Source organism: Pseudomonas sp. SWRI92 (assembly GCF_014268685.1).
Lineage (GTDB): Bacteria > Pseudomonadota > Gammaproteobacteria > Pseudomonadales > Pseudomonadaceae > Aquipseudomonas > Aquipseudomonas marvdashtae.
Map to the genome: position 1 here is coordinate 143,274 of NZ_JABWQY010000006.1, position 15,916 is coordinate 159,189.

At 60.8% G+C, this 15,916-nt stretch carries 17 protein-coding genes; all 17 read right to left on the reverse strand.

Features of this window, described 5'->3' with window-relative positions; translation table 11 throughout:
• Window positions 1-81: 81 nt before the first annotated feature.
• Complete coding sequence (gene flhF, locus HU762_RS12455; protein WP_186610442.1) at window positions 82-1,431, reverse strand: flagellar biosynthesis protein FlhF; 1,350 nt, start codon at window positions 1,429-1,431, stop codon at window positions 82-84.
• Window positions 1,432-1,442: 11 nt separating this feature from the next.
• Window positions 1,443-3,572 (reverse strand): flagellar biosynthesis protein FlhA, encoded by a 2,130-nt coding sequence (flhA, locus tag HU762_RS12460; RefSeq protein WP_186637156.1) that lies wholly within the window; start codon window positions 3,570-3,572, stop codon window positions 1,443-1,445.
• Window positions 3,573-3,698: 126 nt separating this feature from the next.
• Window positions 3,699-4,835, reverse strand: coding sequence for a flagellar biosynthesis protein FlhB (gene flhB, locus HU762_RS12465; protein ID WP_186637158.1), 1,137 nt, complete (start codon window positions 4,833-4,835; stop codon window positions 3,699-3,701).
• Between the two features lie 3 nt (window positions 4,836-4,838).
• Complete coding sequence (gene fliR, locus HU762_RS12470; RefSeq protein ID WP_186637160.1) at window positions 4,839-5,621, reverse strand: flagellar biosynthetic protein FliR; 783 nt, start codon at window positions 5,619-5,621, stop codon at window positions 4,839-4,841.
• A gap of 4 nt (window positions 5,622-5,625) precedes the next feature.
• Window positions 5,626-5,895, reverse strand: coding sequence for a flagellar biosynthesis protein FliQ (fliQ, locus tag HU762_RS12475; protein WP_024618176.1), 270 nt, complete (start codon window positions 5,893-5,895; stop codon window positions 5,626-5,628).
• A gap of 23 nt (window positions 5,896-5,918) precedes the next feature.
• On the reverse strand, window positions 5,919-6,668 hold the full coding sequence (gene fliP, locus HU762_RS12480; protein ID WP_186637167.1) for a flagellar type III secretion system pore protein FliP: 750 nt from the start codon (window positions 6,666-6,668) through the stop codon (window positions 5,919-5,921).
• Window positions 6,668-7,105 carry a flagellar biosynthetic protein FliO gene (gene fliO, locus HU762_RS12485; RefSeq protein ID WP_186637169.1) on the reverse strand — a complete coding sequence of 146 codons (438 nt, stop codon included), beginning with the start codon at window positions 7,103-7,105 and terminating at the stop codon, window positions 6,668-6,670. Before fliO ends, fliP begins: the two co-directional genes overlap by 1 nt.
• A complete protein-coding gene (gene fliN / locus HU762_RS12490) occupies window positions 7,106-7,561 on the reverse strand; it encodes a flagellar motor switch protein FliN (protein ID WP_186637171.1) in 456 nt (151 codons plus the stop codon). It abuts the gene before it with no gap.
• A gap of 73 nt (window positions 7,562-7,634) precedes the next feature.
• Window positions 7,635-8,603 carry a flagellar motor switch protein FliM gene (fliM, locus tag HU762_RS12495; protein ID WP_186637173.1) on the reverse strand — a complete coding sequence of 323 codons (969 nt, stop codon included), beginning with the start codon at window positions 8,601-8,603 and terminating at the stop codon, window positions 7,635-7,637.
• A gap of 9 nt (window positions 8,604-8,612) precedes the next feature.
• Window positions 8,613-9,116, reverse strand: coding sequence for a flagellar basal body-associated protein FliL (fliL, locus tag HU762_RS12500; protein ID WP_186637176.1), 504 nt, complete (start codon window positions 9,114-9,116; stop codon window positions 8,613-8,615).
• Between the two features lie 212 nt (window positions 9,117-9,328).
• Window positions 9,329-10,702, reverse strand: a complete 1,374-nt coding sequence (locus HU762_RS12505; protein WP_186637178.1) for a flagellar hook-length control protein FliK — start codon at window positions 10,700-10,702, stop codon at window positions 9,329-9,331.
• 86 nt (window positions 10,703-10,788) lie between these two features.
• Entirely contained in the window at window positions 10,789-11,133 is a 345-nt protein-coding gene (locus HU762_RS12510; protein WP_186610432.1) for an Hpt domain-containing protein, read from the reverse strand.
• Between the two features lie 31 nt (window positions 11,134-11,164).
• Complete coding sequence (locus HU762_RS12515; protein ID WP_186637180.1) at window positions 11,165-12,871, reverse strand: fused response regulator/phosphatase; 1,707 nt, start codon at window positions 12,869-12,871, stop codon at window positions 11,165-11,167.
• Between the two features lie 5 nt (window positions 12,872-12,876).
• Window positions 12,877-13,182 (reverse strand): STAS domain-containing protein, encoded by a 306-nt coding sequence (locus HU762_RS12520; protein WP_186637183.1) that lies wholly within the window; start codon window positions 13,180-13,182, stop codon window positions 12,877-12,879.
• A 99-nt stretch (window positions 13,183-13,281) separates the two neighbouring features.
• Entirely contained in the window at window positions 13,282-13,731 is a 450-nt protein-coding gene (fliJ, locus tag HU762_RS12525) for a flagellar export protein FliJ (RefSeq protein ID WP_003184033.1), read from the reverse strand.
• Window positions 13,732-13,737: 6 nt separating this feature from the next.
• The gene (fliI, locus tag HU762_RS12530) at window positions 13,738-15,096 is read right to left on the reverse strand and encodes a flagellar protein export ATPase FliI (protein WP_186610429.1); all 1,359 of its coding nucleotides are present in this window, start codon (window positions 15,094-15,096) and stop codon (window positions 13,738-13,740) included.
• Entirely contained in the window at window positions 15,086-15,916 is an 831-nt protein-coding gene (fliH, locus tag HU762_RS12535; protein ID WP_186637185.1) for a flagellar assembly protein FliH, read from the reverse strand. The genes fliI and fliH overlap by 11 nt, the downstream gene beginning before the upstream one ends.

The following is a 15,916-nucleotide window of genomic DNA, read 5'->3' on the forward strand; positions in this document are numbered from 1 at the left end:
GCCACATTACTGGCTGCGCGTTCACTCGGAACAATGCATGGCAGACCATCGATGTAGGTACAAAAAATATTCATGATTACCTCAGCCAACCTGCTTGGTCGGGCTGTGGTAGATATCAGCGAACATGTCAGCCATGGCTTCTTCGCTGGGTTCTTCCTGCATTTGCACACTCACGGCACGACTGACCAGTTGATGACGGCGCGGCAGATGCAAATCATCCGGGATCCGCGGCCCGTCGGTCAGGTAGGCCACCGGTAGTTCATGACCGATTGCCAGGCTCAACACCTCGCCCAGGCTTGCCGTTTCGTCCAGTTTAGTCAGGATGCAGCCGGCCAGCCCGCAGCGTTTGTAGCTGTGGTATGCGGCGGTTAGAACCTGTTTCTGGCTGGTGGTTGCCAACACGAGATAATTTTTTGACTTGATGCCACGCCCGGCCAGGCTTTCGAGCTGCATGCGCAGGGCCGGATCGCTGGCTTGCAGGCCGGCGGTGTCGATCAGCACGACACGCTTGCGCATCAAAGGCTCCAGCGCCTGGGCCAGGGATTGGCCCGGATCCACATGGGTCACCGACACATTGAGGATCCGACCCAGGGTCTTGAGTTGTTCCTGGGCGCCGATGCGGAAACTGTCCATGCTCACCAGCGCGATGCTCTGAGCGCCGTACTTGAGTACATAACGAGCCGCAAGCTTGGCCAGGGTGGTGGTCTTGCCCATGCCGGCAGGGCCGACCATGGCGATGACGCCGCCCTCCTCCAATGGCTCGACTTCCGGCGTGGCGATCATCCGCGCCAGGTGTGCAAGCAACATGCGCCAGGCCTGGCGAGGCTCTTCGATGCCGTTGATCAGCGCCAGCAGGTCGCGCGACAACGGGCCGGACAGGCCAATGCGTTGCAGGCGACGCCACAGGTTGGCCTGGGCCGGACGGCTGCCTTGCAGTTGGTTCCAGGCCAGCGAGCCAAGCTGGACTTCCATCAGCTCGCGCAAACTGTTGAGTTCGAAACGCATCGAGTCCAGGGCACGTGGGTCAACACCCGCCGCTGGCGCTGCCTGCACCGGTGCCGGACGACGCGGCTCGGCCAGGGCTGGCTCGATCAGCGGTTCGGCAGCGGTCAGCGGCAGGCCGGCCGTCAATGGCTGACCGGCGAACAATTGGCGATTGGTGCCCGCGCTGCCCTCGCCTTCGCTGCTGCGCAGGCTCAGCTCGGCCTGGGCGCTGGCGATGCGCGACTGGGTCTTGCGCAGCTCGTCCTCGAGTTCCATGTTCGGAACCCGCGGGGCCAGCGCCGACAATTTGTAATCCAGAGCCGCCGTCAGCTCGACACCGCCGGCGATACGACGGTTGCCGATGATGGCTGCTTCAGCGCCCAGCTCGTCACGAACCAGTTTCATGGCCTGACGCATATCGGCGGCGAAAAAACGCTTCACTTGCATAAACCACTACCTCAGCCGTTGGGCCCTACTGTCGCAACGATGGTCACTTGCTTGTTGTCCGGTATTTCCTGGTACGCCAGCACATGCAGCCCCGGGACCGCGAGGCGCCCGAATCGCGAGAGCATCGCGCGAATCGGACCGGCCACCAGCAGGATCACCGGTTGGCCTTGCATCTCTTGCCGTTGGGCCGCATCGATCAACGAACGTTGCAGCTTCTCGGCCATGCTTGGCTCCAGCAGAACACCCTCTTCCGAGCCTTGTCCTGCCTTCTGCAGACTATTGAGCAATATCTGTTCCAACCTTGGCTCCAGAGTGATCACAGGCAGCTCAGACTCAGTGCCTACAATGCTTTGGACGATTGCACGGGATACGCCGACCCGCACCGCAGCGACCAAGGCGGCGGTATCTTGACTCTTCGAAGCGTTGTTGGCGATCGCTTCGGCGATGCTGCGAATGTCGCGCACCGGGACTTGTTCGGCCAACAGCGCTTGCAATACCTTGAGCAATTGCGACAGCGAAACCACGCCCGGCACCAATTCTTCCGCCAACTTCGGTGAGCCTTTGGCCAGTACTTGCAGCAGTTGCTGGACTTCCTCGTGGCCGATCAGCTCGCTGGAGTGCTTGTACAAAATCTGGTTCAAGTGAGTCGCGACCACGGTGCTGGCGTCCACCACGGTATAACCGAGGGACTGGGCCTGGGCTCGCTGGCTGATTTCGATCCACACCGCTTCCAGGCCGAAAGCCGGATCCTTGGCGGTAATGCCGTTGAGCGAACCGTAGACCTGCCCCGGGTTGATCGCCAGCTCGCGGTCCGGGTAGATCTCGGCTTCGGCCAGGATCACGCCCATGAGCGTCAGGCGATAGGCGCTCGGCGCCAGGTCGAGGTTGTCGCGGATGTGCACGGTGGGCATCAGGAAGCCCAGGTCCTGGGACAGCTTCTTGCGCACGCCCTTGATCCGCGCCAGCAACTGACCACCCTGGTTGCGGTCGACCAATGGAATCAGGCGATAGCCGACTTCCAGGCCGATCATGTCGATCGGCGTCACGTCGTCCCAGCCCAGTTCCTTGGTTTCCATGGCGCGGGCCGGCGACGGCAGCAGTTCCTGCTGGCGCTTGACCTCTTCCAACGCCTGGACCTTTTGCACATTCTGCTTCTTCCAGAACAGGTAGGCGCCACCCGCCGCCATCGCAGCCATGGACAGGAAGGAGAAGTGCGGCATGCCCGGCACGATCCCCATGACTGCCATCAGGCCCGCGGCCACGGCCAGGGCCTTGGGCGAAGCGAACATCTGGCGGCCGATCTGCTTGCCCATGTCTTCGGAGCCCGAAGCACGGGTCACCATGATCGCGGCGGCTGTGGATAACAACAGTGATGGCAATTGCGCCACCAAACCGTCACCGATGGTCAGCAAGGCGTAAACCTTGCCGGCGTCACCGAAGGTCATGCCATGTTGGAAAATACCCACGGCCATGCCGCCGATCAGATTGATGAACAGAATCAACAGACCGGCAATGGCGTCGCCGCGCACAAATTTACTGGCACCGTCCATGGAACCGTAGAACTCGGCTTCCTGAGCCACGTCAAGACGACGGGCCTTGGCCTGGTTCTGGTCGATCAGGCCGGCGTTGAGGTCGGCGTCGATCGCCATTTGCTTGCCGGGCATCGCATCGAGGGTAAAACGCGCACTCACCTCGGAAATCCGCCCGGCACCCTTGGTCACCACGACGAAGTTGATGATCATCAGGATCGCGAAAACCACGATACCGACCACGTAGTTACCGCCGATTACCACCTCGCCAAAAGCCTGGATCACCTTACCAGCGGCTTCGTGACCTTCGTGGCCGTGGATCATGACAACCCGCGTCGACGCTACGTTCAGCGCCAGCCGCATCAGCGTGGCCACCAGCAGAATGGTCGGGAAGACGGCGAAATCCAGCGGCCGCAAAGCGTATACGCACACCAGCAGCACGACGATTGACAAAGCGATGTTGAACGTAAAGAACACGTCCAGCAGGAACGGCGGGACCGGCAGCATCATCATGGCGAGCATGACCAGCAGCAACAGCGGCACGCCCAGATTACCCCGGCTGAGGTCTGCTACGTTGCTGCGCGCATTGCTGAGTAACTGAGAGCGATCCACCAAAATTCCCCGTTCCTGTGAAGCAAACTTTTGACGCCCGGAAGGGGCGCAGGCGGGGTATTGCAAGAAGCCTTCCAACTTTTGCCGGAGGTTGAAATAGATAGGTTTGGAGGGGTGCCGACCGCCTCAGGAATCACGCCGCAGATCCGGCGGAATCGGCAGGTCCTTGAGCGGTTCGGGGCGCTTTCCCTTGCCCGCACGGTGCTGGCGAATCTGGTAGACGTAGGCCAGCACCTGGGCCACCGCCAGATACAGGCCACCCGGGATTTCCTGCTCGAGCTCAGTGGAGTAGTAGATCGACCGCGCCAACGCCGGAGATTCGAGCAGCATCACTTCGTTGGCCACGGCGATCTCACGGATCTTCAGCGCCAGGAAATCGCTGCCCTTGGCCAGCAACACCGGTGCGTTGCCTTTTTCGGGGTCGTACTTGAGCGCCACCGCAAAATGGGTCGGGTTGGTGATGACCACGTCGGCGTCGGGGATGGCCGCCATCATTCGCCGCTGGGACACTTCGCGCTGCAACTGACGGATCCGTTGCTTGACCTCGGGCTTGCCTTCCTGCTCCTTGTACTCGTCGCGAATTTCCTGCTTGGTCATCATCAGCTTTTGCTTGCTTTGGTAAAGCTGGATCGGCACGTCGATGGCGGCAATCAGAATCAGGCCGCAGGCCATCCACAAGGTGCTCCAGCCAACCAGCTGAACGCTGTGGATAATGGCTTGTTCCAGCGGCTCATGGGCGATACGCAGCAGGTCGTCGATGTCGGCCTGCAATACCGTCAGCGCGACGAACAGGATCAGCAGAAACTTCCCAAGCGCCTTCAGCAGCTCCATCACAGCCGTGGTGGAGAACATGCGTTTGAGGCCCGCCGCAGGGTTCATCCGGCTGAATTTCGGGGCCATGGTCTTGCCGGAAAACAGCCACCCCCCCAAGGAAATCGGCCCCAGAAAAGCCGCCAGCAGCAAGAAAATCAGAATCGGCTGCATCGAAATGATTGCGATCTTGCCCGAATGCAACAGGTACTGCGTCATCGCGCCAGGACTCAGTAGCACTTCTCGGGGCAGAGAGAAGTTCAGGCGCATGATTTCCAGCAAATCCAAAGCCAGCCCACCGCCATAAATCAGCAAGCCGCCAGCGCCGGCGAGCATGATCGCAAGTGTGTTGAGCTCCTTGGAACGCGCGACCTCGCCTTTGTCCCTGGACTCTTTCTTGCGTTTCTCCGTGGGGTCTTCTGTCTTGTCCTGGCCACTCTCGCTTTCAGCCATGGTTCAGCGCGCCTGTGCCATATCACGTAGCAGCTGCAAGGCCTGGGTGGCCAGCGGCTGATACTGGTTGAGAATATCCCCCAGGGTGACCCAGAAAATCACCATGCCCAGCACGAGGGTCAGCGGAAAACCGATGGAAAAGATGTTCAATTGCGGTGCCGCCCGGGTCATTACGCCAAAGGCAATGTTGACCACCAGCAGCGCGGTGATCGCCGGCAATACCAGCAGCATCGCCGCACCGAGGACCCAGCCGAGTTTGCCGGCAATGTCCCAGAAATGATTGACCAGCATCGCGCTACCCACCGGCATCGTCGTGAAGCTCTCGGTCAGCACTTCGAACACCACCAGATGTCCGTTCATGGCGAGGAACAACAGCGTCACCAGCATCGTCAGGAACTGCCCTATGACCGCGGTGTTTACGCCGTTGGTAGGATCGATCATGGAGGCGAACGCCATGCCCATCTGGATCGAGATGATTTGTCCGGCGACCACGAATGCCTGGAAGAACAGCTGCAACGAGAAGCCCATCAAGGCACCGATGAGAATCTGTTCGGCCACCAGCATCAGCGCACTGAGGTCCAGGGCGTTGACGGGCGGCATCGGCGGTAGTCCCGGGGCAATGACCACCGTGATCGCCAAGGCCAGATACAAGCGCACCCGAGTCGGGACCAGGGTCGTGCCGAAGACCGGCATGCTCATCAGCACCGCGGCGACGCGAAACAGCGGCAGGATGAACGACGCCACCCAGGTACTGATCTGGGTGTCCGTCAGCTCGAGCATCGACATCGGCTCAGCCGATCAACTGCGGAATACTGCCGTACAACTGCAGGATGTATTCCATGAAGGTTTGCACCAGCCAAGGGCCCGCGACAATCAGCGTCACCAGCATCACCAGCAGGCGCGGCAGGAAGCTCAGGGTCTGTTCGTTGATCTGCGTGGCGGCCTGGAACATCGCCACCAGCAAACCCACCAACAGGCTGGGAATCACCAGGATGGCAACCATCACCGTGGTCAGCCAGAGCGCTTCGCGGAACAGGTCTACCGCTACTTCAGGCGTCATATTGTCCTACCTGCGCAATTGGTCTAAACACCGCCGAAACTGCCCGCCAGGGTGCCGATGATCAAGGCCCAGCCATCCACCAGCACGAACAGCATGATCTTGAACGGTAGGGAAATGATCAGTGGGGACAGCATCATCATACCCATGGCCATCAGGATACTTGCGACCACCAGGTCGATGATCAGGAACGGGATGAAAATCATGAAGCCGATCTGGAACGCCGTCTTCAGTTCGGACGTGACGAACGCCGGCACCAGGATTGTGAGCGGCGCCTGGTCGGGACTGAGGATGTCGGTGCGCTTGGACAGGCGCATGAACAGCTCCAGGTCGCTGCTGCGAGTCTGGGCGAGCATGAAGTCCTTGATCGGCACTTGAGCCCTGGACACGGCGTCCTGGGCACTGAGCGTTTCCGCCAGGTAGGGTTGCAGCGCGTCCTTGTTCACCCGGTCGAACACCGGCGCCATGATGAACATGGTCAGGAACAACGCCATGCCGGTGAGGATCTGGTTCGACGGCGTCTGCTGCAGGCCCAGGGCCTGACGCAGGATCGAGAAGACAATGATGATCCGGGTGAAACTGGTCATCAGCATGACGAACGCCGGGATGAAACTCAGCGCGGTCATGATCAGCAGGATCTGCAGGCTGACCGAATATTCCTGTGCCCCTTCGGCGTTGGTGCCCAAGGTAATCGCCGGGATCGACAGCGGGTCGGCGGCAAACGCCAACGGCGCGGCCAGCATCAGGGCCAACGCCAACAGAATGCGCAACGGCATTACTTTTTATCCTTCTGGTCTTTACCCAGCAATTCCATGAGCCGCTGGGCAAATTCGGGGGTAGCCTGCTCAGTGGCGGGCACCTGCACCGGCTCCTTGAGGACATGCAAGGCGGTAATCGTGCCGGGGCTCAGGCCGAGCAGGATCTGCTCGTTGCCAACCTGCACCAGCACCAGTCGATCCCGCGGGCCGAGCGCGCGGGAGCTGATGATGTCGATCACCTGCCCTTTGCCGGCTGGCCCTGCCTGTTGCACGCGCCGCAGCATCCAGGCCAGGAAGAAAATCAATCCGAGCACCAGTAGCAGGCCCAACACCAATTGCGCCAATTGTCCGGCGATACCACTGCCACCCGCTGGCGCAGCGGCCACCGTGGCCACCGGTTCGGCCGCCAGCACGCTGAACGGCAGCATCAAGGCTGCGGCGAGAAAGCCTTTCATTCAGCGCAGCTTCTTGATGCGTTCGCTCGGGCTGATCACGTCCGTCAGGCGAATGCCAAACTTCTCGTTGACCACCACCACTTCGCCATGGGCGATGAGCGTCCCATTGACCAGCACGTCCAACGGCTCACCGGCCAGGCGGTCCAGCTCGATCACCGAGCCCTGGTTGAGCTGCAACAGGTTGCGAATGTTGATATCGGTGCTGCCCACTTCCATGGAAATCGACACCGGAATGTCGAGGATGACGTCCAGGTTCGGCCCGTCGAGGGTCACTTGCTCGTTGCTTTTTGGCACGCTGCCAAACTCTTCCATCTGCAGACGGTTGGAAGCGTTACCGGTATCGGCGGCCAGCAGCGCGTCAATATCGGCCTGCCCGGCGTCGCCGGTTTCTTCCAGGGCGGCAGCCCATTCGTCGGCCAGCGCCTGGTCATCCTGGGTATTCATATCGTCAGCCATCATGTGTCCTCGGCGGGCAAAAATCGGTTAGAAACCTGAAAAGTCGTTACAAACTTAAAGCGGTTGACACCGCTCAGCGGCGTTCGATCGGCTCGATCACCTGCAACGCGAGGTTGCCTTTGTGAGAGCCCATCTTGACCTTGAAGGCCGGTACGCCATTGGCGCGCATGATCATCTCTTCCGGCATCTCGACGGGAATGATGTCCCCCGGCTGCATGTGCAGGATGTCTCGCAGGCGCAGCTGGCGCCGGGCAACGGTCGCGCCGATTGGCACGTCGACGTCCAGCACGTCCTGGCGCAAGGCGTTGATCCAGCGCTCGTCCTGGTCATCGAGATCCGATTGGAAACCGGCATCGAGCATTTCACGCACCGGCTCGATCATCGAATACGGCATGGTCACGTGCAGGTCGCCGCCACCGCCGTCGAGTTCAATGTGGAAAGTCGAGACGACAATCGCTTCGCTTGGCCCGACGATGTTGGCCATGGCCGGGTTCACTTCCGAGTTGATGTACTCGAAGTTCACTTCCATGATCGCCTGCCAGGCTTCCTTCAAATCGATGAAGGCCTGCTCCAGGACCATGCGCACCACGCGCAACTCGGTCGGAGTGAACTCACGACCTTCGATCTTCGCGTGACGACCGTCACCGCCGAAGAAGTTATCCACCAGCTTGAACACCAGCTTGGCGTCGAGGATGAACAGCGCAGTACCGCGCAGCGGCTTGATCTTGACCAGGTTGAGGCTGGTGGGCACGTACAGCGAGTGCACGTATTCACCAAACTTCATCACCTGCACGCCCCCAACGGCCACGTCGGCCGAACGGCGCAGCATGTTGAACATGCTGATGCGGGTGTATCGGGCAAAACGCTCGTTGATCATTTCCAGGGTCGGCATGCGTCCGCGAACGATGCGATCCTGGCTGGTCAGGTCGTAGCTTTTGACGCTGCCCGGTTCAGCAGCGTTTTCGGTCTGCACCAGGCCGTCGTCGACACCATGCAACAGCGCATCGATTTCGTCCTGGGACAACAGGTCCTGCACGGCCATGTCGTGTTCCTACTGCAATACGAAGTTAGTGAAAAGCAACTGTTCGATCACCACTTTGCCGAGCTCTTTCTGAGCCACCTCCTGAACGCTGGCCGTGGCTTTCTGACGCAGCATTTCCTGGCCGACCGGAGTGGCCAGGGTGTCGAAACTCTGTCCTGAAAATAGCATGACCAGATTATTGCGAATCAGTGGCATGTGTACCCGCAACGCTTCCAGGTCAGCCTGGTTGCGTCCCAACAGGGTAATGCTCACCTGCATGTAGCGTTGGCGACCGTTCTGGGTGTAGTTGGCCACGAAGGCCGGGGCCATGGGCTCGAAAATCGCCGGCTGCTTGCCTACTGGAGCGGCTTCGACTGCCGGCGCCGGCTTGCTCTGAGCGCTGTGCATGAAATACCAGGTCGCCCCAACGGAAACACCCACCGCCAGGAGCAAGCCCACAACGATCATGATGATCATCTTGAGTTTGCCTTTGGTTGCAGGGTCTTTTACTGCTGCTGCTTCGCTCTTCGCCATGCCAATAATCCGTCACTAATCGGGGGTTTCACTGTTGCACGGCTAGGCAGGAGCAAGTGTTATGCCAGAAGTGTGCAGCTCAGGTGGTTTGCGCCGCCCACAAACAAAGCGGGAGCGGGCCTGCTCGCGATAGGGTTGATTCCCGCCAGGACAACGCTGGCTGACATCCACTATCGCGAGCAAACGCGCTCCCGCGGGTTTACTGCATTGAATCAGGCGTAGTAATCGACCGCACTGGTGCCAATCACGCTGACGGTGCTGGCCGCCACCTCGGCCACGCTGGCCGGCAAAACTTCATCCACCGAATCCACTCGACCACCGGAGGCAGTCGTGCGTCCCGCCTGGGCTTGCTGCTGCGCTTGCTGATCCTGGCCCTGCGAGCCACGCGACTGATCTGATACGTTGACGTCGACCTGCCCCATGCCTTGCTGGGCAAAACTGTCGCGCAGGCGATGCATCTGGCCTTCGAGGGCTTCGCGAACGCCTGAGTGTGCGCTCATGAACGTGATCTGGGTCTGCTGGTCCGGAACCATGTTCACCCGGATATCCAGGCGACCGAGTTCAGCCGGTTGCAATTGGATGTCGGCCGCCTTGAGATTGGCGCTCGACAAGTACATCACCCGATTGACCACTTCTTCAGTCCAGCCGCTCTGGTTCATGGCGATAGGCTGGTTGACCGGCACCGCGTTGGCGGTTTTTGGCGTGGCCGCCTGGGTCAGCGCTGCCAGGCGGTTGGCGAAATCGTCCACGCGGGTATCGCTGGACGCCGCGGTCAGGTCCTTGAGGCCTTCGCTGATCAGGCCGCTGAACGCCTTGTCGCCGCCCTGGCTACCCGCGCCGGTACTGTCCTGGTCGGCTTGCACGGTGAGCATGCTCGCCATCCCCGCCGCGAAGGTCTGGGCCGACGTCGGTTCGCCGTCTAGGGACGCCGGTGCCGCTGCCTTGGGCTGTGCCTGGCTGGAAGCGGACACATGACCGCCCTGCTCCATCGCCAGGCGCAGGGCTGGAAGCGCATCGAGTGGATCGGCCTGCGGGTCGAACTCCGGATCGATCACTGGGTCCGTTGCCTTGGTTGGCGTGGTTAAGGCAACGACGGGAGTTGCAACCACCGCACTGACTGGAGCCTCGGCCGGGGTGACGACAGGCGTAGGCTGAGCCTCGACGGCGGCCACCAGAGCAACGGCGTCCGGCAGCAAGGCCGGATCAAGCGTCGGATCGGAAGGTGCTGCATCCACTACCGGAGCTTCAGCCGTATCGGCGGGAGCATCTTGCGTTGTCTTGCCGTCGGCAGTCGCCGGCTTGTCGGCAGGCAAGGGCTTGCCGCTATCGGCAACCACCGGTTCCGGCGCGGCAGTCGTATCGCTGTCGACGTCCTTCTTGACGGTATTATCGGCGGCCTTGTCGCGCAGCGGTTTTGTCGATGGCTCAGGTACCGCCGGTGATTTGACGGGCGCCTGTTTGGCGAAGACCTGGGCGAAGCTGGAGGCTTTATTCCCGGCGTCCGGGCCTGCTGCCAGCGGATTGACAGCGGCCTGCGGCTTGGCCTGGGCAGTGGCCTGGATGAGTGTATTAGGCGTAACGGGCATAAAATGGTCTCCGCTGCACTGGAATCATAGATGCAGTCGAGACAGTGCAATGCAAGGGACGGGCCAACGTGTGAACGGCGCTGATTTCAGCAATGGAAGCCTTCGCGCTCCTCTCGGCAGAGAATACGCACTCGGGCAAATTCGCTGTCGATTTCGCTGACGAGTTTTTCGATACCGCCCAGCGACGGCTGTTTGGCACGCTGCTCCAGTTCGCCACACAGCTCGGCCAGGCGCAGGGCACCCATGTTGCTGCTGCTGCCCTTGAAACTGTGGGCCGTGGCGCTGAGCTTTTCAGCGTCCCGCGCTTCATGCAGCACGCGCAAGCGCGCTTCGGAATCATTGAGAAAGGTATCCAGCAATTCCGGGTACCCCTCCTCCATGACTTCCCGCAACGTGCTGAGCACGTCGCGATCCAGATGAATTTCGCTCACTTGTTCGCTCCTTGATCAAGAATGGCCCTGATTATGCCAGAGCCTCCCAGAAAAACTCCACGCGCGCACTACGACCATCGTCGGACCACGCGGCCTGATGGCATAGCTGGCGAACCAAGCTCACGCCACGGCCCGATAATCGATCCTTGTCCAGCGGTCGCGCCAGCACCTTGGCAACATCAAAGCCTTTGCCGCTGTCGTCGACCTCGATGACCAAGCGGCCACCGTCGCCATGGGGCGTGACATGCAAATGCACCCGCACGTGACCGTCACTCAACTCATCCAGGCGCACGCTACGCTCCTGATAATAGCGGGCAAAGCCGACCGCATCACGCTTGAGGCTCGAATCGAGCCCCAGCACGCCATGCTCAAGCGCATTGGAGTAAAGCTCCGACAATACGCTGTACAAGGCGCCGCTCTGCCCTCTCAACCCATGAACCTCCAGCAACAACTGCAACAGGTACGGCATCGGGTTGAAGCGCTTGAGCGTCTGCGCCCGGAACTCGAAGCTCACCGACCAGTCCAGCGGGCTGGACTGGCCGCTATCGGAATAGACCGGCGGCGGTGGATTGAGTTGCGTCGGCGCGACCAGACGCACTTCGACCATGCTGAAGTCGTCACGGGCTTCGCCGCGAAAATCCTGCAGGGCTTGTTGGATATCTTCGAAGAGAGAGTCGGGCTCGCGGTTGGCCGAGAACACTTGCTGCAACCGCTCCACGCCAAACGGCTGGTCATCGCGGTCACTGGTCTCGATCACACCATCGGACAACAGGAAAACCCGATCCCCCACCGACAAGGGATGAACTTCAGTTCGGTCATCGAATAGCTGCGGCGTCAGCACGCCCAGTGGCAAATGCCGGGCCGGCAACGGCGTGCGCGCGCCACTCAGGCTGTCATGCAGGTAGCCATCGGGCATGCCGCCGTTCCAGACTTCCACGGTGCAGCGCTGGAAACTCAGGCACAACAGCGTCGCGCAGCAGAACATGTCCACCGGCAGGATGCGCTTGAGCTTGGCATTCATCTCCCGCAGGATCTGCGCAAGGCCGTAGCCTTTGGCGGTCATTCCGTAGAACACCTCCGCCAACGGCATGGCGCCGACCGCCGCCGGCAAGCCATGCCCAGTGAAGTCCCCCAAGAGGATATGCATGTCGCCAGCCGGGTTGAACGCGGCCAGCAGCAAGTCACCGTTGAACAAGGCATAGGGCGACTGCAGATAACGAATGTTCGGCGCGCTGAGGCAACCCGAGTGGGCGATCTTGTCGAATACGGCCTTGGCGACCCGTTGCTCGTTGAGCAGGTAATCGTGGTGCCGGGCGATCTGGTCGCGCTGCTCCACCACCGTAGCCTGCAGCCGTCGCAAGCGGTCCATGGCCTTGATCTTCGCGGCCAGGATCACCTGGTTATAGGGTTTGGCCAGGAAGTCATCGCCCCCGGCCTCCAAGCAACGGGCCAAGGCTTCGCTTTCAGTCAATGAAGTGAGGAAGATGATCGGGACCAGCTGGTCCCCGGCCAGTTGCTTGATCCTCTGCGCAGCTTCGAAGCCGTCCATGACCGGCATCATTGCGTCCATCAGCACCAGGTGCGGACGCTGCTGCAGATAAACCTCGACCGCCTCGGCGCCATCGGCAGCCGTGAGCACGTGGTGGCCCTGGCGGCGGACAATGGTCGACAACAGCAGTCGATCAGCGGCACTGTCTTCGGCAATCAGGACCGTCAGTGGCTCCGACGACGATTGCATGGCGATCAACTGATGTCGAACAGCTTGTCGAAATTGGAGATCGCGAGGATTTTCTTGACGTCGCTGCTGCTGTTGACGACCCGGATGTCCGACTCGTCGCCACCGGCATGGTCGCGCAGCAGCAGGAGCATGCCCAAGGCAGAACTGTCGAGATAAGTGGCCTCTTTCAAATCCACCACGATGGACTCAGGCTTTTTGTCGAGCCGCTCATAAGACTCGCGAAACTCCTGATGCCGGCCAAAATCGAATCGACCTTTGATCGAGATCGTCAGCTTTTGCCCATCTGGGGATACTTCAGTTACGACAGACATATTCACTTCCTTGTCGTGGACATACGTGTACAAGGTTTAGCACTTGGTAGAGGTTCGGGCAAGGTTTCACAGCGCTTCCCGACAAAACTCTATCCACCATCAATACGGGTCTTGCCGGGGAAGGCGCTGGGACAACTCATCCAGCAGTTTCTGCTCGCGCTTGTCCTCCAATTGCCGAGCCTCGTCGATATAGCGCTGTACAAGCTTGCGCAGCCCTTCGACACGGGCAAAGGCTTCCTGCCAGCTCTGGCGGGCCTTTTCCAGGTTGTTCTGGTGCCAGACGAGGCTTTGACGCTGCTGATCGATGGCCGTACCCAGCTGTGCCAGGAACCCTTGATAACCCAACAGCCATTGCCCGGAAACCCCGTGGCTTCCACGGGCGATCCATTGTTCCTGGTATTCGAGGCGAAAATTCTCGAGGTCCGCCAGCTTGCTCTCGGCGACGGCCACTTGCCCTTGGAAATACGCCAGTCGCTGGACGGCGGTCTTCTCGGCTTTTTCCGCCATGTCCACCACTGGCGCCAGGCGTGCAGCACGACTCGTGGCCATGACCGGTTACGCGCCAGCGACGGGGGTGAAGATGGTCTGCAGGTGCGCTTCGCTGGCGCCCATGCCGATGTTGTCGTTCAGGCTCTGGCGTAGATAAACCGCCATGGCCGGATAGAGATTGATGGCCATGTCCGTCTCGCGATCACCACCCGGCACGTAGGCACCGACGCTGATAAGGTCGCGGCTCTGCTGATAGCGCGACCAGTACTGCTTGAATTGCTGGGCGCGTTTCATGTGCTCGGCACTGATGACCGACGGCATGACCCGACTGATCGAGGCTTCGATGTCGATGGCCGGGTAGTGCCCTTCTTCGGCCAAGCGCCGAGACAAGACAATGTGGCCATCGAGCACACCCCGCGCCGAGTCGGCGATCGGATCTTGCTGATCATCGCCTTCGGACAACACGGTATAAAACGCGGTGATCGAACCGCCACCCTTCTCGGCGTTACCGGCTCGCTCTACCAACTTGGGCAGCTTGGCAAATACTGAAGGCGGATAACCTTTGGTGGCCGGGGGCTCGCCGATGGCCAGGGCGATTTCCCGCTGAGCCTGAGCGAAACGAGTGAGCGAGTCCATCAGCAACAGGACATTCTTGCCCTTGTCGCGAAAATATTCGGCGATCCGCGTGCAGTACATGGCGGCGCGCAAGCGCATCAGCGGCGCATCGTCCGCTGGCGAAGCCACCACCACGGAACGCTTGAGCCCTTCTTCGCCGAGGATGTGCTCGATGAATTCCTTTACCTCGCGGCCCCGCTCACCGATCAGCCCCACGACGATGATGTCGGCTTCAGTGAAGCGGGTCATCATGCCCAGCAGCACACTCTTGCCCACGCCGGTACCGGCGAACAGGCCCAAACGCTGGCCGCGTCCCACCGTCAATAATCCGTTGATGCAGCGAATGCCCACGTCAAGCGGCACGCTGATCGGGTCACGCTTGAGGGGGTTGATTGTCGGGCCGTCCATCGGCACCCAGTCTTCGGCCTTCATGCCGCCCTTGCCGTCGAGGGCACGCCCGGCTCCGTCCAGCACTCGTCCGAGCATGCTCATGCCCATGGGCAACCGACCGGTATCGGCCAGGGGCACCACGCGGGCGCCGGGGGCGATGCCGGCGACACTGCCCACCGGCATCAAAAACACCTTGCTGCCGGAAAAGCCCATGACCTCGGCTTCGACTTGCACCGGATGATAACTGTCGTCGTTGATCACCATGCACCGGCTGCCCATGGCGGCGCGCAAGCCTTCAGCTTCGAGGGTCAGGCCGACCATGCGCAGCAGGCGGCCTTCCAGGATCGGCTGGCCGGCCAGTTCGGTGGCTTCGGCGTAGCTGCCCAGGCGCTTGCCGAAGCTGGTTCGATCAAGGCGCATCGCGACCGTCCAGTTCAGGGGCTATCAGCTCGGCACCGTCCGGATCGACGATGACGGCGGCCTTGGGTTCGTCCGGCAACTCCAGGCTCAGGTCAGCGGGAGCCGGGTGCAGGGCCTGTTCGTGCAGTTGGTCAAACAGCTTGGCCATGATCTGGCTGATGCGCGTTTCGACCGTCGCATCGATACGGCTGTGCTCGGTTTCGACCCGGCACCCGCCCGGCAGCAAGGTTTCGTCTTCGACAATCCGCCAGGTTTCTTCATGGCGCTCGCGTAGCGCCTTGACCAGCTCGAAGTCCTGCGGGTTGATGTACAACCGCACGTTGCCCACGCCCAGCGGCAACAGCTTGAGGGCTTCGCGCATGACGTGTTCGATCTGGCTCGAATCGATCGCCAGCTCGCGCTGGATTACCTGCCGGGTGATGTGTTGCACCAGCCCGACCAACGATTTTTCGATCTGAGTGTCTTGTTCGGCGATGGGCTCGAACAAATTGAGCATCAGCGATTCCAGCGCGCGCAGCTTGGCCGTCAGCGCCACGTCGGCTTCCTGGCGGACCTTGAGCGTGGTGCTGTGGAAACCTTCTTTTTCGCCGATGGCGAAGCCTTCGTTATAGGCTTCCTGGCGAATGCTCTCGACTTCTTCGAGGGTCAGCGGCTGCACTTCCTCCAGCGGTACCTCTTCCATCTCCGGCAGTTCTTCCACCGGTGCAGGCTCAGGCTCGGGCACGTGGGGATCGAAGCTGGGCAGCGACCAGACGTCGAAGCCACCGACGTCCCGGGCGCGGATCAGGTCGCTGGGTGAATCATCACTCTTGGCAGACAT